General features: G+C 66.5%; 12 protein-coding genes. 5 read left to right on the top strand and 7 right to left on the bottom strand.

Features of this window, described 5'->3' with window-relative positions; translation table 11 throughout:
• Positions 1–54: 54 nt before the first annotated feature.
• Positions 55–1,254 carry an MFS transporter gene (locus Q8Q88_RS19625; RefSeq protein WP_305676873.1) on the top strand — a complete coding sequence of 400 codons (1,200 nt, stop codon included), beginning with the start codon at positions 55–57 and terminating at the stop codon, positions 1,252–1,254.
• On the opposite strand, the gene Q8Q88_RS19620 is transcribed toward Q8Q88_RS19625, so the two are convergent.
• The 4 genes from Q8Q88_RS19620 to Q8Q88_RS19605 all read right to left on the bottom strand — a co-directional run bounded on the left by Q8Q88_RS19620 (position 1,239) and on the right by Q8Q88_RS19605 (position 5,844).
• The gene (locus Q8Q88_RS19620; protein ID WP_305676872.1) at positions 1,239–2,477 is read right to left on the bottom strand and encodes a glycosyltransferase family 4 protein; all 1,239 of its coding nucleotides are present in this window, start codon (positions 2,475–2,477) and stop codon (positions 1,239–1,241) included. The genes Q8Q88_RS19625 and Q8Q88_RS19620 overlap by 16 nt on opposite strands.
• Positions 2,474–4,351: a hypothetical protein gene (locus Q8Q88_RS19615; protein ID WP_305676871.1), complete on the bottom strand. Its 1,878-nt coding sequence runs from the start codon at positions 4,349–4,351 to the stop codon at positions 2,474–2,476. Before Q8Q88_RS19615 ends, Q8Q88_RS19620 begins: the two co-directional genes overlap by 4 nt.
• 400 nt (positions 4,352–4,751) lie before the next feature.
• Positions 4,752–5,279 carry a hypothetical protein gene (locus Q8Q88_RS19610; protein ID WP_305676870.1) on the bottom strand — a complete coding sequence of 176 codons (528 nt, stop codon included), beginning with the start codon at positions 5,277–5,279 and terminating at the stop codon, positions 4,752–4,754.
• A 214-nt stretch (positions 5,280–5,493) separates the two neighbouring features.
• Positions 5,494–5,844, bottom strand: coding sequence for a hypothetical protein (locus Q8Q88_RS19605; protein ID WP_305676869.1), 351 nt, complete (start codon positions 5,842–5,844; stop codon positions 5,494–5,496).
• 232 nt (positions 5,845–6,076) lie between these two features.
• Between Q8Q88_RS19605 and Q8Q88_RS19600 the strand changes: the two genes are divergently transcribed.
• The 4 genes from Q8Q88_RS19600 (at position 6,077) to Q8Q88_RS19585 (ending at position 12,770) form a co-directional block, all read left to right on the top strand.
• Positions 6,077–9,049, top strand: coding sequence for a glycosyltransferase (locus Q8Q88_RS19600; RefSeq protein WP_305676868.1), 2,973 nt, complete (start codon positions 6,077–6,079; stop codon positions 9,047–9,049).
• A 131-nt stretch (positions 9,050–9,180) separates the two neighbouring features.
• Positions 9,181–9,570 (top strand): hypothetical protein, encoded by a 390-nt coding sequence (locus Q8Q88_RS19595; RefSeq protein ID WP_305676867.1) that lies wholly within the window; start codon positions 9,181–9,183, stop codon positions 9,568–9,570.
• Positions 9,571–9,979: 409 nt separating this feature from the next.
• Complete coding sequence (locus Q8Q88_RS19590; RefSeq protein WP_305676866.1) at positions 9,980–11,170, top strand: MBOAT family protein; 1,191 nt, start codon at positions 9,980–9,982, stop codon at positions 11,168–11,170.
• Positions 11,171–11,174: 4 nt separating this feature from the next.
• Positions 11,175–12,770, top strand: coding sequence for a hypothetical protein (locus tag Q8Q88_RS19585; RefSeq protein WP_305676865.1), 1,596 nt, complete (start codon positions 11,175–11,177; stop codon positions 12,768–12,770).
• A 25-nt stretch (positions 12,771–12,795) separates the two neighbouring features.
• Here the strand turns inward: Q8Q88_RS19585 and Q8Q88_RS19580 are convergent, their stop codons facing one another.
• The 3 genes from Q8Q88_RS19580 to Q8Q88_RS19570 all read right to left on the bottom strand — a co-directional run bounded on the left by Q8Q88_RS19580 (position 12,796) and on the right by Q8Q88_RS19570 (position 16,587).
• The gene (locus Q8Q88_RS19580) at positions 12,796–14,937 is read right to left on the bottom strand and encodes a hypothetical protein (RefSeq protein ID WP_305676864.1); all 2,142 of its coding nucleotides are present in this window, start codon (positions 14,935–14,937) and stop codon (positions 12,796–12,798) included.
• A gap of 64 nt (positions 14,938–15,001) precedes the next feature.
• Positions 15,002–15,757, bottom strand: coding sequence for an ABC transporter ATP-binding protein (locus Q8Q88_RS19575; protein WP_305676863.1), 756 nt, complete (start codon positions 15,755–15,757; stop codon positions 15,002–15,004).
• The gene (locus Q8Q88_RS19570) at positions 15,754–16,587 is read right to left on the bottom strand and encodes an ABC transporter permease (protein ID WP_305676862.1); all 834 of its coding nucleotides are present in this window, start codon (positions 16,585–16,587) and stop codon (positions 15,754–15,756) included. The genes Q8Q88_RS19575 and Q8Q88_RS19570 overlap by 4 nt, the downstream gene beginning before the upstream one ends.
• Positions 16,588–16,698 lie beyond the last annotated feature (111 nt).

The following is a 16,698-nucleotide window of genomic DNA, read 5'->3' as shown; positions in this document are numbered from 1 at the left end:
GGCGCGGAGCGTTTCGGCCCTGTCAGATGCGCACGTGAGGGGCGGGGAATCAGCATGACCGCAAAGGCCGCCGGGCGACTGGGCCCGGGCTTCATCGTCGCCATCTGCTTCAGCATCGCGGCCCTCGAGGGCTACGATATCCAGGCCTTCGGGGTCGCCGCACCACGCATGGCGCCGGAACTGGGCCTCGACCCCAGCCAGCTCGGCCTAGCCGGCAGCGCGGCCATGCTCGGCCTGGCCATGGGAGCCCTCTTCGGGGGATGGGCGGCCGACCGGTTCGGACGCCGTCCGGTGCTCACCGTGTCGGTGGCGCTGTTTGGGATCTTCTCCGTCGCTACCGCCCTTTCGCACAGCTACGAGGCCCTGGTGCTGGCGAGGCTCGCCACCGGCCTCGGCTTCGGCGGGGCCATGCCCAACATGATGGCCATCGCCACCGAGATCAGCCCGCAAAATCGGCGCGCGCTCACCACCACCAGCATGTTCTGCGGCCTGCCCGCCGGCGGATCGGCCGTGGCCCTCCTGGCCCAGCTCGGCGGAGAGACTGTGGACTGGCGGACCATCTTCCTGATCGGCGGCGCCCTACCGCTGCTGCTGGCCCCGGTTGTGTTCGTCTTCCTGCCCGAGACACGTCCAGCCCAGGCCCGGCATGTCGACCGCCGACTGGTCCATGGTCTGTTCGGCGGGAACCGGGCGCTGGCCACTTCACTGATCTGGCTGGTCTTCGCCCTCGACCTGCTGGTCACGTATCTGCTGCTCAACTGGCTGCCCACCCTGATGGTCGCCAAGGGCTTCACCCCGCAGGACGGGGCCCAGGCCTCGTTTTGGATGAACATCAGCAGCGTCGTGGGCGCCTTGATCCTGGGCTGGATCGCCGACCGCACCGGCTATCGCGGGCTGCTGACGGCGGTTTTCGCCGGCCTGGCCGTGGCCCTCTACGGCCTGTCGCAGTTCGCCGGTATCGGCGCGCTGTACGCCGCGGCCGGGGCGGCGGGCTTCGCGGTGGTGGGCGGGCTCTATATCCTCTATGCGCTCGCCCCGACCTATTATCCGGAAGGGGTGCGCGCGGCGGGATCCGGCGCGGCCATCGCCTTCGGACGGATGGGCTCCATCGCCGGTCCGTTGATCGCGGGCGAGCTGCGCGCCGTGGGCTTCGGCCCCGACCAGGTGCTGCTGACCCTGGTTCCAGCCGCGATGGTCACCGCGCTGGGGGTTTTCGCGCTCACTACGTTCTGTAAGCCCTACGCGCCGGATTGAGCCTTCCGCGAGCGGCTGGCGGCGACCATGGCCGCCTTGCGCAGATCGTTGGGCAGGGTCGCAAACCAGGCCTGGGGCGAGAGCCGCTCGGCCACCCGTCGCCGTCCCGCCTGACGCAGGTGGCTGGCCAGCACCGGATCGGCGCGCAGCCGCACCAGGGCCTGGGCGGCGGCCTCGATGTCCGGATCGGCCCAGGCCTGGCCCTTGTAGATTCCCTGCGGATCGTCCACCGCCACTGGGGCGGATGGCACGACTAGGGCGCAGGCCTCGTCCATGAAGTCGGTATTGCCCGACCAGCCGGTGGCGATCACCGGCACGGAGAGCGCCATGGCCTCGGCGATGGTCAGGCCGAAGCCCTCGGCCCGGTGCAGCGAGATCAGCACATCGGCCGAGGCGATCAGGGACTTGACCTGGGCATAGGGCCAGACGGCGTCCAGCACCTCCACATTGGCCGGCGCAGCGCGGCGCAGTTCGTCCAGCAGATCGGGAAACAGGCCGCCGTTCTGGGTCTTGATCACCAGCCGCGCGGTCGGGTCGTCCGGGAAGGCGCGGGCGAAGGCGGCGATCACGCCCTGAGGGTTCTTGCGGGCCATCGAGGAGTTGAAGTCGAACAGGGTGACCGCCAGGAACCCAGGCTCCCGCGGCAGGGGCGCCACGTCGCGATAGTCCTCAAGGAAGATCGGATGGGGCACGACCCGCACCGGCGCCTTGGCGCCCGCCAGGGCTTGGGCGGTGTAGTCGCTAGGCGCCCAGACCTCGTCTATCAGTCGTGCGTCCCTTAGCCAGCGCTTCGGCGCCCTGGGCAGTTCCCAGGCCCAGTAGCCGAACCGCGGACCCAGCACATGCTTCGGACCGAGATAGGCCAGGGCCGCCAGCAACTCCGGGGCGTTGATGTGGAAGATCCACGGACCTGGCGCGCGGGCGGCGTCGGCGGCGCCGATCCAGTCGAGCTTGGCTCCTGAGACGTCCACGGCCTCGACCGGCACGCCCAGGGCCTGGAAGGCGCGCACGGCGAACCGCGCCGAGGCCGATATGCCGTAGGAACCGCCGAAGTCGCCCACCACCCGGATCGGCCCGTCATAGGCCTGGGCCTCGTGTGGACGGCGGGCCAGGCCGCGGACATAGACCTCCAGCGCTGGCCCCAGGATCGGCTGCATGGCGCGCCGCACGGGTTCGGGCGTCATCTGCCGCCACAGGCGGCGCACGGCGGTGAGCAGGCTCATGAGGCGGCCCGCCACGTGACCCCGTTGGACAGCAGGGCCACGGCGTCGCCGGCGACCAGGTCGGGCTGGACCTTGTAGACCACCCGTTCGGCCAGGACGGGCGGCGCGACAGGCGCTCCGCCTGGGGTGCGGAAGCGGCCGGCGCCGGCGTCGAACACCAGGGCGTCGCGGGCCGCGCAGCCCTCGCTCCAGGCCTCCACCACGACCAGTTGGCCGATCCTTCCGGTGGCGGCCGGCCGGGCGAGGGGCGGAGGTTCGCGGCGCACGGTCAGCCGGGCCAGCTCCCACGTCGGATGGCTGTCCACGGCCGGCGGCAAGGCGGCGAGGTCTATGCCGGCCTCAGCCAGTCCGCCGCCGATCAGCCAGCGCAGGAAGGCGAACCGCTGGCGCAGGCCCAGCAGCGGGAACAGCTTCTGCAGGTCGCCGCGGCTCTCCCAGATCTCCAGGAACAGCCGCGTGAACGGCAGGCCGCGGGCGAGCTCGGGGACCGGGGTGTCGAAACGGCGGCGCAACGGCGCCGCCAGGGTCTCGGGCCAGCCGGCCCGGTCGGCCAGGCCATAGGCCGCTAGGCGCAGCCTGGCCTGGGTGGCCTCTCCCGCCGCATATCGCGCAGCGCGCAACGGCAGGTCGGGATGCTGCAAGGCCTCGAACGGGACCAGGCGGGCGGAGAACCGGCCGTCGAGCGATTCAGGCCCGAGCAGCCAGGCCTTCAGCCCTTCGGGATCGGAGGCGAAGCGGTCGCGCAGGTCCTTGCGCCCCGCCCGCAGGGCGTCGATGGCCCGCGTCGCGGGCCCGGCCATCAGCCAGGCGGCCAACTCGCCAGATGGCGCCAGCCAGGGACCTTCAGGGGGCGGGATGGTCTCGCGGACGCCCTTGCCGGGCTCCACCGCAAGCCAGGTCTCGGCCTCGGCGGTCAGCCCGCCGCCGAAATCCTCGCCCATCCGGGCCGCGGCCAGCAGGCGGCGGCGCTGGGCGGAGGTGGCGACCTGACCGGACGGGAAGGCGCAGTGGCCATAGGGGACCTGCGCGGCCTGCTCGTGGCCGTTGCGCATCAGCGCCCTGGCGTAGTCCGCCAGCAGCTCCGCCAGGGGCGAACCCGCCGTCACCGCCATCCGGTCCTGGTGCTTGGAGAGCAAGCCTGGATGGGCGGGATCGAATCCTGAGAAATGGAAGAAGCCCAGGGGCAGTCCATCGACAAGCCAACCTTCCGGTGTCCGGGTGAGCTCGCGCCCCGGAAGGTTCCAGTAGGCGAGGTTGAGCGTCGGCGTCCGCAGCAGGGCGAAGTCGCTCACAAGGCCTGGCGCCAGGTCCATCCATTTCTGGTCGGTGAATAGGCCAGCCGCGGGGTCGACCCGGCAGTCGAACCGGCACTTCTCCGCCCACCAGGCCAGCAGGGCGTCGACCTGCGGCTCGGCGCGGGCGGCCATGAAGCCGAGGTTGTAGGCGCCCGAGGTCAGGATGACGTGGTCGTTGGGATTGGCGTCGCCGACAAGTGGCCGGGTCATGTGTGGGGTCAGGACCAGGGGCGCGCGCGCCAGGCCCTCGCGCACCTCGTCGAGAGGCCGGTAGACCCAGATGTCGGGATCAAGATAGGCGCCGGAGGTCACGCCCTCTTCCGCCAGCAGGGCGCGGAAGGCGTGCGGCTTGACCGCCGTGTTGAGCTCCAAGGCGTCGTAGTAGGCGCACATGACGCCGTAATCGGGCACCAGGGTCGCCGCGTCGACCACCCGTATGGCGGGATCTGAGAAGGTGATGGGCCCGTCGGTGGTCACGACAATGCGCGCCGCCCGCGGCTCGGCGACCGCCAGGCTCTCCATCAGGCTTGCCGCCTGGGCCGCGTAGTTCCGCGAGACGATGGTAAAGGTGATGTCCATCAGCAGGCGGGGGAACGTCCCCTTCCACGCCCGCTATTGGGCGCAGGCCAGCCCATCGCCCGGCGCCAGCATCGCGAGGACGCCCGCGAGCGTGGACGGGCCTTCGGCCCTGGGGTTTCTATCGCAGCGGTCTTGGCGGACATCAGGCCCTGTCTGTCGGGGGCGGAAACGAGGTGGCCCGGGTCAGCGTCCACCTGGGCTCGATATGCTGTCCATCCGGACTCGTCCAGGACGACGGCGCCATTTGGCGAGTCCCGCCAGAGGAGACGCCCACGCCGGCCGTCTTGGTGGTGGTGGGCATGGGCCTGTTGGGGCCTGGCCGGACGGAGGGCGTGAACAGGGCGGCGCCGAGGATGCTGACGCGAGGCGCAGCACGTGTTGGGGTCAAGCCGTCATCGGGTCAGCCTCCGAACACCCTTGGATCACGCACGAGGGCGGCGCGCGATGCGGTGGGGATGTCCTTCAGCGTGTCCACCAGCTGGACAAGGTAGCCAAGCTCCTGCCACTGGCCTGAGGTTCGAACCAGGCCAGCTGAGCCGGTTCCCTCCAGCACAGCGTCGGCCAGCAGGGGGTGGCCCTTTTCGAGTGCTTCACCAGCCCAGCCCCAGACTGTGGTGACGACCTCGCGCTTGCGCGCCGCAGGGAGGGCCGATTGAGTCCGGAGAAGACTCCAGAGCATCTCCGCAGCCAGGCATTTGACGTCGGCCGAGGCGTTGGAGAGCCGGGCCTCAAGCTCTGGGACGAAGTCACCCGATCCCTGGCCCGGATGGTCCAGGACTGGTCGCCTCAGCTCGCCGGCGAGGGCCTTTGTCCAGAGCGCCCGGCCCGCCGAAAAGAGGCTTCCATCACCGATCAGGCACGTGTCGCGGAAGATGACCGCGACGTCTCGAGCCGGCGGTTTGGGCCGCTTGGGATGATGCCGCGCCATAGGCCTCTGTTGGCTGGTGGCCCTCAAGGCAGGCGCCGATCGCCGCCCCAGACCCTTTCCCCTGGAGATAGCAGCTCCAGGGGGATCGGCAAAAGGACGAGCCGCCGAATTGCGCTCCCAAGCCACCGCGTTTCCTAGGCCTCTGGACCTTGAGGATTGGCGTGCATCCTCCAAAGGGGCTCATCGGAACGCCAGCAGATGGCCGCCAGACGTGCTAGGCGCCCGTTTGCCATCCCATTCCAAGGGCTTGTGCCTCAGCAGTTGGCAGGGCGAACCTCAGCGACCGTTCAAGGGCGTCGATGGCGGCATCGACCTTTCCCTTCGCGTCTGCGATCGCATCGGTCTGGAACCCTGGCGCACGGTCCATGGCCGAATCCAATCGTGAGACCTCTTCCAGCACTTGCGAGATTTCTCGCGCCATCTCGGGCGTAAGGTCCGCGCAGGCCCGGATTGATTCGAGATGGGACATGACGTTGCCCGCCACGGCATGACGCGATGGATCGGCATAGCGGACCTCGGCCCGTATCAGCTTGATGTAGCTGACGAGGGTGGCTGGGACGGTCATGCAAAGGTCTCCATCGCCGAGCTGTCGCGTTGAGCGGCGCGGCACGAATTTCGACGCCACGGCGCGCCGTGGCAAGACACCAGTCGCAGGAAGATCGTGGCTGCGCTGAGGCCTGTGGGCCTCCTCTTGCGGAAAAAGCGCAACGGCGACGGAGCTGGTTTAGAGAAGTGCCTGCGAGGCAGGTGCGATCTCAGCTATCGAGGCTGTTCGCCTGCAATCCCCGTGAGGTCCATTGTCCAGCCGTATTGCACTCTATCATCCGACAGGCGGCGTCGAGGCCCGCCACAATCCTTTTGGGAAGGATGTCGCCAACGTCGAGCTCTTCCGAGCCATCGTACGGCACGGCAGCTTCGACCACGTCGATTTCCTGACGGGGGTTGATATCTCGGTCCAGACCCTCAGCGACGGGCTCCTGCACGGCGCAGCGGCGCGGCCCAAGGTCGGCGTCGCGAACATCCTGGACCAGGCGCCGGCCGTCGAGGCCGGCGCGCTGCTACGGGGGCATCCCGACCTGGCCGACATGGCTTGGCTGCGACGCTCCGCGGGGCTGGACCAGGCCTACAGCTTGCTGGGCGTTGTCCACACAATCGCTCCCCCGGCCATGCGTCAGATCATCTCCACGGCCTTGATATCGCCTGTGCAGCCATGGGACGCCGTGATCTGCACCTCGCCCAGCGTGCAGCGGGCGATGGGCGCGATGTTCGACGAGTGGGCCGACTATCTCGCCGACCGCTTCGGCGGCAAGACGGGTCCCAAACCCCACCTCCCCCTCCTCCCGTTGGGCGTTGAGGCGGCAATCCTGGAGGCGCTGGCCGATCGCCCTGGCGTTCGGAAATCGACACGCGCTGAGCTCGGGATCGAGGACAACGATATCCTGGTGCTCTGGGTGGGGCGGCTTTCCTTCTTCGAGAAGGCCTTCCCCCAACCGATGTTCCGTGCGCTGGAGGAGGCCGCCCGCGACACCGGCGCCCGCCTGCATTTTGTGATGGTCGGATGGTTCCCCGATGAGGCGCGCGATCGGAAATTGTATGAAGAAGCAGCCCAGGCATGTGCGCCCTCGCTCGCGGTGCACTTCCTGGACGGAAACGATAAGGCCCGCCTCGGGGCTATGTGGGCGGCCTCCGACATCTTCCTGTCCTTGGTCGACAATATCCAGGAGACGTTTGGGATCACGCCGCTTGAAGCCATGGCCGCGGGGCTTCCGGTCGTGGTCAGTGATTGGGATGGCTATCGCTCTACCGTCCGTGACGGCGAGGAGGGGTTCCTTATCAGAACGCTCGGCGGGCCGTTCGGCGCGGGCCGATCCTTGATCAACCAGCATTTGTCAGGAAGCCTATCTTATCAGACCTATGTGGGCGTGGTAGCTCAACATACGGCGGTGCATGTCGGGGATGCGGCGCAGCGTCTGGCCAGCCTCATCCGATCACCAACCCTGCGCGCTAACATGGGCGCTGCTGGCCGCAAGCGGGTGCGCGCCATGTTCGATTGGCCTGTGGTGGTTGGGCAACTTGAAGCGTTGCTCGGGGAGCTCGGCGAAATCCGTCGAACCGCCACGACCGGCCTAGTGAAGCATCGCTTCAATCCCGTGAAAAAGGATCCGTTCGAGAGCTTCGCTGGGTTCGCGACGGAGATTTTGAGGACCACCACCAGGTTGTCGCTCGCTCCCGGCGCGTCAGCCGGCGACCTTGAGGCTCGCGAGCCGCTCGGCCTTGATGAGTTTGGGGCGGCATGGCGGGCCACGCGGGAGGAATGTTCCGCAGTGTTGGGAGTCCTCTTCGAGCGCGGTGAGCTGTCGGTCGGCGAAATCCTTCAGGGCGTGGCCGCGGCGCGCCACCAGGTCGTCGCCCTGGGCCTTTGCTGGATGTGCAAGCTCGGCTTGCTGGACTGGCGGGCTGGAACGCAGCGTATGGGATCGGACGCGGCCGGGGTCGCGTCGTCGATGAGTCAAACCTTGGAGAGGCAGGAGGGCTCGGTCGCCGGTTCTGCGCCCTCGACGGCTAACCTCATGGACGAATTCCGCATTGCCGCGGCGCATCTGCGGCGAGGTGATCTCGAAGCGGCCGAAGCCCAGTGGCGCGCGATCATCGCGCGCGCGCCCCTATCTGCTGAGGCCCATCTGAATCTGGGGCAGGTGCTGAAGGACCGTGGACGCCTGGATGAGTCGGAGGCGGCGTTCCAAAAATCCCTGGAGCTCAAGCCGTACGCCGTTGCGTACTATCATCTGGGTACGATCTACCATCTCGCGCAGCGGATCGATGAAGCTGAAAGCGCGTTGCAAGCCGCGCTACGACTGGATTCAAGCTACCATCCGGCGCGGCTGAGCCTTGGCTATCTCTACCTCGGCCTCGGTGATTTTGAACGAGGTTGGACCTATTACGAGGCGCGCAAGGATGTGCCCAATCAAGGCGTAATGCGCCTTGACCTTCCGGAATGGTCCGGCGAGTCCTTGATCGGCAAGTCTCTATTGATATGGCCAGAACAGGGCTTCGGCGATCAGATTCAGTTTGCCCGGTACGCGCCGCTGCTGCAGGCGCAAGGCGCTGATGTAACGCTGGTATGCGCTCCCGACTTGGTCGACCTCTTCGCAGGCTTGGGTGTACGGGTTGAGGCTCTCGCCACCAGCATGACCATGCCGCCCTTCGACTATTGGACCCTGCCAATGTCGATCCCGCGATGGCTAAGTTCTTCGACGATCCCGGCGGCTCCGTACCTGGTTGCGCCCGACGACCGACGCGCCAAGTGGGCGGGCTACGCGTCGAAAGGCGGCATCGGCCTCGTATGGCGGGGCAGTCCGAGCCATAAGAACGATGTTCACCGCTCCCTGCCATCTCGCGATGTGTTCCAGCCCCTGGCCGACCTCGGGTGCCCCCTCATCGACCTTCAGGTCCCGCTTGGGGACTTTGCCGATACGGCTGCGATTATCGAACAACTCGACCTCGTGATCTCGGTCGACACCGCAGTGGCTCACCTTGCCGGCGCGCTCGGCAAGCCATGCTGGGTGATGTTGCCGGCGATCCGCACGGACTGGCGCTGGCAGCGGAACCGGGTGGATTCCCCTTGGTATCCATCGGTGCGGCTGTTCCGTCAGACCGCGTCTGGTGACTGGAGTTCAGTCATCGACGAGATCGTGCGCGCGTTCAGACAAGAAGGTCTCGCCACGGAAGCGACATCGTCCCGACGTCCGGCGAAGCCCGCCCACGGATAGCTCAACCGCCGATGGGCGAAGCGGGATCGGACAGCTGGACGTGAGAGGCTCGGTTGGAGCCCTTCCGTGCAGCTTCGTGCTGCAGGGTTGCGTTGAGGCGGACGCGACCGCAGAGCGAGCAGGGCGCGACATTGGCCGACAAGAGCGCACGCTACGGTATCAATCTCGCCGAACTTTTCCAGAGCATGCGCAGCGCCTGGGGCGACGCCGGCACGCCAACATTCTGCGCTCGGAGTGGCGCTGGTCTGCCGTACGCCGGCCAGGTTCGCCGCGGCCAGGAAATGCAGCCTGGCTCCAGGCGCCAGATGGTCGAACTGACGCTCTGGAAACCTCGGATGACCTCCACTTCAACGCCCATTGCCAGGTCGGTTCCGGCAATCACCTCTACGATCGATGGCTGGGGCACTGACCAGCCCTTTGACCAGGACGCCGCGGCGCTCGCCGCCAGACGCCCGGCGATCGACCTCAACCCCGTCGGCGCAGGTCCTGCTTCGCGTAACGTCCGATTCAGCTTCAGATGACCTGGGTGTGCGGTCACGGGACGAGATGGTGCCGATTGCCATTTCCGGGAGAGACGTCATGGTCCTAAACGGGGGGTGAGGCGACCGGCGGCCTTGTCGGCGCATGGTCATGCCGCCGTCTGGCTAGCGCCTCACCTGCCAGGTGAGGCGTAGGGGCGGCATGCTATTTAGTTCGGTCATCTTCATCTTCTATTTTCTGCCGATCTTCCTGCTCGGCTACTACCTCAGCGGCTGGCGCACAGGCACCCTGTTGCTGGGCAGCGTCATCTTCTACGTCTGGGGGGAGGGCGTCTACATCGTCCTCCTGGGCGCCCTGATCATAGTCAACTATCTCGGCACCGCGGCGATCGGTCGGACCCAGTCGGACCCGCGACGGCGATCAGCGCTGATCGCCCTCGTAGCGCTGGATTTGGCGGTCCTCGCCTACTTCAAGTACGCGCAGTTCCTGGCCGCGAACCTGAACCAGGTGCTGCCGGGGGCCCCGTTCCCGGAGATCAACCATGATCTGCCTTTGGGAATCTCATTCTTCACCTTCCAGCTCATCAGCTACGCCTTCGATGTCTATCGACGCCAGGTGCCCGCTGAGCGAGGGCTCGATAAGTTCGCCGTCTACATCCTGATGTTCCCGCATCTCATCGCGGGACCGATCGTGCGCTTCGCTGCTATTCGCGACGAACTTCACGCCAATCGCCGCAAGACCGCCCAGCTTGGATTGGGCGTCCAGTATTTCATTGTTGGGCTCTGCCAGAAGGTCCTCATCGCCAACACGCTGGCGCCAGTCGCCGATTTCGCCTTCGGCGCGGCCCCCGGCTCGCTCGATCGCCTCACCGCCTGGACCGGCGTCGCAGCCTACGGGCTGCAAATCTATTTCGACTTCTGTGGTTATTCGAACATGGCGATCGGCCTGGCTTTCATGCTGGGCTTCACCTTCCCGAAGAACTTCAATTATCCCTACGCCGCGCAGTCCATCACGGAGTTCTGGCGGCGGTGGCACATGTCGCTTTCCTCCTGGTTTCGCGATTATGTCTACATTCCGCTCGGCGGGAACCGCGGCGGCCTTTTACGCACGGTCCGCAACCTATTGACCGTCTTTCTCCTGACCGGTCTGTGGCATGGCGCGGCTTGGAACTTCATCGTCTGGGGACTGTTCCACGGGGCCTTCCTCATGATCGAGCGGTTCGGGTTCGATCGGGTCCTTGACGCTTCACCGCGGCTGCTGCGCCACGCCTACGCGATGCTGGTGGTCCTGATCGCGTGGGTCTTCTTCCGCGCCGTGGGACTGCGCCACGCCTTGAGCTATCTAGCCGACATGTTCAGCCTGAGCGGCCATGGGACGCCGGGCGTGGCTTTCGCCTACCTGATGAACGCTCAGGTTCTGACGGCCTTTGTCGCTGGCGCGCTTCTCTCCTTTCCGCTTCTGCCGAGGCTGATGGATCGCCTCCAGGCCCCGCGTATCGGGGCCAGCCCTCATTTGTCGCCCGACCTCGACACCCGAAATGTCCACGCCATCCCGGTGCTGACGCTGGTCGTGGGATTTGTCCTGAGCGTGGCGATGCTCGCCAATTCCAGTCTCAACCCGTTCCTCTACTTCCGGTTCTGAGAGCATGACCTCGCTCAATCTCCATTGGCGGGTGTTGACCGCTTCGGTCGCCGCCATCCTGATCGCGGCCTTCGTCGTGCCGCCGTGGTTGCCGGCTCCCGATCTGAAGGAGAACCGCACGCTCGCCAGCGCGCCGGCTTGGCCCACCCATCCGGGAGACTTCGACCGCTTTCGGGCCGGCGTCGACACCTATGTGGCCGATCGTTTTCCCGCTCGCGCCCACCTCATCGCGGCGTTCAACTATGCGCGGCTGCCGTTCCAGGTCACCGGCTCGTCGCGGGTCATCGTCGGCAGGTCGGGTTGGCTGTTCTACGACGATGGAAGCCATCTCGGCTCTGCGCGGGGTGACCCGGCGCTGACCGCAGGCGAAACGCGGGCCTGGCTGACGGCGCTGGCAGGCCGTACCGAGGCGCTGAGAGCCCATGGAACGCCGTATCTCGTCGTCACCGCGCCCTTGAAGGAGACGGTCTATCCCCAGTATGGCCCAGCCTGGTATGCTGGGCCCAGCGATGAGCGCGCGGGCCTGAGGCTAGCGACGCTGGCGAAGCGATCCGGCGCTGGAGACGTCCTCCATCTCTATTCCGCCGTGGAGACCGCGACCCACTCTGGCGTGAAGACCTTCAGCCCCCACGACACCCATTGGACCGGCGCTGGCGCCTATATGGCCTATGTCGCGATCATGCACGAACTGCAGCGCCTGGAGGTCGGCGAGCCGCCGCGTCCGATGGCCGACTTCCCCCCGACGACTGCGAGCGCCTATCGCGACCTGGCCCAGATGCTAGGCGTCGCGGGCCTCGTGAACCTCGACTATGTGGCGCTGGGCGATCCCCTCGCCGAGCAACAGCACGTCACGACCTACCTCACCAGCAAGCGGGATTGGACCGGCGCGCGCGTCATCAAGACCGGCGAAGTCGGCAAGCCCACGGTCCTGATCACTGTCGACTCATTCAGCAACGCCCTGCTGCCATTCCTCTATTCACACTTCAGCACACTGATCATCGCGCACAATCAGGACGGCGCTTGGCGCGAGGATCTGATCAAGCGCTTCGATCCCGATCTGGTCATCCTTGAGGTGGTCGAATCGGGGTTGAAGTTCAGCATGGACGTTGCGCCGGCGGCGTCGCCTGCCGCAGTGGCGAAGATCAACAGTCTGGACCTCGGCGGTCCGCCGTCCAAGGTGCTCGTCCAGGGCGCCATCAAGTCGGTGGACTCAGACGCCCGGCTGCTGAAAGCGCTCGCCTCGGCCGAGCCGGCGAAGGGCTGTAATCCTGAAGCGGTCGCCCTAAGGCCTATGTCAGAGAAGGGTGTCCGCCTGGAGGTCTCGGGCTGGATTTCCAACCTAGGCCGGCGCCCGGCCTTCAGCGAAGGTGTGCTGCGATTGTCCGGTCTGGGGGCCGAGTACTTGGCGCCGATCCAGGTCGACAAGCCGCGCCCGGATGTCGCGGCTCACTTCTCAAAGCCCGCTGCGAGGTTGAGTGGCTTTGTCGAGGATCTCGCGGCCGACGCCGTGCCTCCCGGTCGCTATCGGCTCTTCCTATACCGAAGGGCGCCCGCAGGTTGGATATATTGCGCCGGCGGCCAGGAGCTGGTGGTCCCGTGACGACTACGCCGCCGTCGTAGCGGCGCTACGGCCTGGCTTGACCCGTGGCGGCGCCGGCGCCGGGATCCCAGACGCCCAATCCCGTCCTCCACCGCACCCCGCGGGCCAGGAGCGCCACGACGTCAGCGGCGACCAACCCGCGACGGGTGAAGAAAAACAGCTTGTCGGTGGCGGCGGGGGTTGAGGCAGGCGTTCCCTTCGCCGTGCGGAAGCGCCCGGCGGACGCCTCAAAAATCACCGCGTCGGCCGGCGCCCAGTCGCCCTGGGTCTCCATGATCGCCAGGATAGGGCATCCCCCTTGCGGCGCACCCTCGACCGGCTCGGCACGCGGGGCCCGACGAACCGTGAGTCGGGCCAGGATGAACATGGGGTTCAAACGGACGCGCCCGGGCAAGGCAGAGACGTCGACCCCATACTCGGCCAAGCCGCCAGCTGTCAGCCAGCGGAGGTATCCAAAGCGGCTTTGCAGGTTCGTGAGGTGGAAGCGGCGCTGCAGATCGGTTCGGCTCTCCCAGATCGACAAGAACGCCTGAGGAAACGGGCCATAACGCGAGAAGCCGTGAGCCGGGGCGTCGAAGGCGGCGCGCAGCGGACGAACGAGCGCCGCAGGCCAGCGGGCGCGACGCGCCAGACCGTAGGCCGCGAACAGGCGGGCCTTCAGATCGCTGGCGCCGGCGCCGGCGAAGCGGGCGGCCTGGAGCAGGATCGTCTCCTGACTGGCGAGCCGCTCCAGAAGCGCCGTGGGCAGGAGCGTCGCGCTGAACCGTCCATCGACCGATTCCGGACCCAACAGCCAGGCCAGGAGCCCCTCAGGGTCGCCTGTGAATCGGCGTCTCAGGTCCTCTCGGCCAGACACGACGGCGGCGACTGCCCGCGGCGACGCTTCTGTTGGCCCGGAGGTCAGCCAGGCCAGGGTTTGCCCCGATCCGCTGCGCCAGGGGATATCCAGCATGACCTCGTCGGCCGCCAGACGAACGCCAGCGCGCCAAGCCTTCAGCAGATTCTGCGCCGCCGCCACGGCGGCGGGGTCCTCACCCGAGGTGGTATATCGCTTATGGAAGGCAAGTCGCCCTTCCGCTGTGTCAACCTCGAGGCAGGAGGCCCACGGCGCATCGCGCCAAACCTGGTCCATCAGGCGGGTGATATCCGGCAGGCCAGCCACCGCGGCGGCCGGATCGGCCGAGTCGAGCCAGTCCGACGCGGCGTAGGTCAAGCCGCCGCCGAAGTCCTCAGCCGAAGCCGCCGCGCGCCATAGGCGTCGGCGCATGGCGGGCGTGACCAGGCGGCCTGACGGAAAAGCGCGGTGGCCGTATGGGGAGGACGCAGTCTTGCTGTAGTCGTGGCGGATGAGCGCAGCGCCATAGTCGGCCATGAGCGCTGCCAGCGGCGACCCGGGCGCCACCTTGATGCGGTCTTGATGCTTGCTCAGGACTTTGGGGCGATGCGGGTCGAAGCCGGAGAAGTGGAAGAAGGCGAGTGGCTCGCCGTCGACGACCCACCCGCTGGGACCCCGGGCCAGCTCGCGGCCCTCCAGGTTCCAGTAGGCGAGGTTCAGACTAGGGCTGCGCAGGAGCGCCACGTCGCTGACAAGGCCAGGAGCCAGGTCGATCCACTTCTGGTCGGTGAAGAGGCCGCTTGTGAAGTCCACCCGGCAGTCGAAACGACACTTCTGAGCCCACCAGTCCAGCAGGGCGTCGATCTGCGGCTCGGCCCGCGCGGCGATGAAGCCGAGGTTGTAAGCGCCGGACATCAGGATCATGTGGTCATTGGGATATGCTCTCCCCTGCAGCGGCTTGGTGATGTGGGGCGTCAGCGCCAGCGGTGCGCGGACCAGGGCCTCGCGCACAGCGCCCAGCGGCCGATAGACATAGATGTCAGGATCAAGATAGACGCCGGACCTGACGCCTGGCTCGGCCAGCAAGGCCCGGAACGCATGGGGCTTCACAGCCGTGTTGAGCTCCAGGGCGTCATAGTAGGCGGACATGGCCGCGAAATCCGGGACCAGGTTCGCAGCGTCAATGACCTGGACCCCGGGGGGAACGGCGATCGGTCCATCGGTGGCGACCACCACGCGCCGGACATCCGGTTCGGCTGAGGCGAGGCTCTCCATCAGCGTCGCGGCCTGGGCGGCGTAGTTTCGCGAAATGATGGTGAATACGACGTCCACTGGCTTTTCGCGGGGCCCCTTGAGCCTTGGCGGTCTAGCAGTCACCGGCCGAGAGGCCGCAATCTCACGCCGCGGCGAGCAGTTCGTTGAGCTTGCGTATGGAAACGACCTGCGAAGCCACCCCCCCTTCCAACCGCATCACCTTGTTGCAGTAGAGACGCAGGAGTTCGGTGTCATGGGAGGCTAGCACCAGGATGCCCGCCCGCTCGACAAGGTTGAGCAGTCGACGGTGGGCCATCTTCTGGAAGTCGGCGTCCCCGACTGAAATCCACTCATCCATCAGCAGCACGTCGGCTTCGACGGAGGTGGAGACTGCAAAGGCCAAGCGCGCCTGCATGCCGGCAGAATAGGTCTTGAGGGGCATAGCTAGGAACGGACCGAGACCTGTGAAGGTCGCGATCTCATCCATCTTCTCCTCGATCTCCTTGGCGGTGAGACCAGCAATGCGGCCGCGTAGTCGGATGTTGTCCAGCCCGGTGGCCGACGGGTCGATCCCCAGGCCAAGATCAAGCAAGGCCGCAATCCTGCCGTGGACGTCGATCTGGCCCTCATCGGGTTCATAGGCCCCTGAAAGGGCCCGCAAGAGTGTCGTCTTGCCAGATCCATTGTGTCCGATCAGCCCCAGGCGATCGCCAGCCCGGAGCTCCAGGCTCACGTTCGACAGGGCTGTCACCTCGGTGGAGCCGGCATGGGGCGATCCGAGCCGCCCCCCCACGGTCACACGGGCCAGGTGCTTCTTCAGCGACTTCGCATCAACGCCGTAGACGGGGAAGCGAAGGGTGAGATCGGAGACGGAGATGGAGACGGGCGGAGATTTCATAGGTAGTGGACGATACGTCGACGGGTCAGGGCGAAGACCGTGAAGGTGAGGCCCCAGCCGACCAGCGCCATTAGGCTCAGGAAGACGTAGGTCTCGACGTCAACCGGCTTGCCCATAAGCGGCGCACGAACGGCCTCGAGCATATGATTGAAGGGGTTGAACACGAGCAGGGCGTGGCGCGCCGGAAAGCCGTCCGGTCGCCAGAAGACCGGGGTCATGAAGATGGCGAACTGCATCGCAGATACGACGATCTGCTGGATGTCGCGAAAGCGCGCTGAGGCGATCGCCGCCAGCAAGCTGATCCAGGATGCATTGAGGAGAAGAAAGGCGAGGCCCGCCAGTGCCAAGGGCACGTTCATGGTCGACCAATAGCCGTACCAGATCAATACGCCGAGGATGATAACCAAGTGGTGGGCAAGGTTGATCAGGTTCCTCAGGATCGTTCGCCAGACGAACGTGAACATTGGCAGCGCCGTCTGGCTCAGCATGCCAGAAGCCTGGACGAAGGTCTCGCAGCCTTCGTTGATGATGCTGGAGATCACGCCGAAGAAGACGATGCCGAGCGCCACGAACGGCATGAATTCGCGAAGCGAAATCTTGAATAGCTGGGCATAGAGCAGGCCGATCCCGAGGACCATCAGGCCCATGGAGATGGTGATCCAGAACGGACCCAGGATCGAGCCGCGGTAGCGCGATACGACATCGTGCCAGGCGAGCGACCAAGCAAGGCTGATGCGCTCCAGAGAGGTGTGGAAGTCCCGCCACGCCATCCTGAACTCGAACAGCGATCCCCGCCGTCCGGTCCGCAACATGTGCTGTGCGGTCTGCAATCGCTTCTCCCGACCAAGGCGCGCTGGTATCAGGTCGACTATCGCGGCGCAAGCATGGCGCTGCTGGCCTCGTTGAGCCCGAATCTCAACTCAGAAGTCCGTCCTCGAGCG

Source organism: Phenylobacterium sp., assembly GCF_030697925.1.
Lineage (GTDB): Bacteria > Pseudomonadota > Alphaproteobacteria > Caulobacterales > Caulobacteraceae > Phenylobacterium.
The sequence above is the reverse complement of the archived record's forward strand: the minus strand, read 5'-3'. Positions and strand labels throughout refer to the sequence as shown.

Bases quoted from the DNA above. Each gene is read 5' to 3' on its own strand.
- Q8Q88_RS19575 (WP_305676863.1), bottom strand. From the start codon at position 15,757: ATGAAATCTCCGCCCGTCTCCATCTCCGTCTCCGATCTCACCCTTCGC.
- Q8Q88_RS19615 (WP_305676871.1), bottom strand. From the start codon at position 4,351: ATGGACATCACCTTTACCATCGTCTCGCGGAACTACGCGGCCCAGGCG.
- Q8Q88_RS19605 (WP_305676869.1), bottom strand. From the start codon at position 5,844: ATGACCGTCCCAGCCACCCTCGTCAGCTACATCAAGCTGATACGGGCC.
- Q8Q88_RS19620 (WP_305676872.1), bottom strand. From the start codon at position 2,477: ATGAGCCTGCTCACCGCCGTGCGCCGCCTGTGGCGGCAGATGACGCCC.
- Q8Q88_RS19610 (WP_305676870.1), bottom strand. From the start codon at position 5,279: ATGGCGCGGCATCATCCCAAGCGGCCCAAACCGCCGGCTCGAGACGTC.
- Q8Q88_RS19585 (WP_305676865.1), top strand. From the start codon at position 11,175: ATGACCTCGCTCAATCTCCATTGGCGGGTGTTGACCGCTTCGGTCGCC.
- Q8Q88_RS19625 (WP_305676873.1), top strand. From the start codon at position 55: ATGACCGCAAAGGCCGCCGGGCGACTGGGCCCGGGCTTCATCGTCGCC.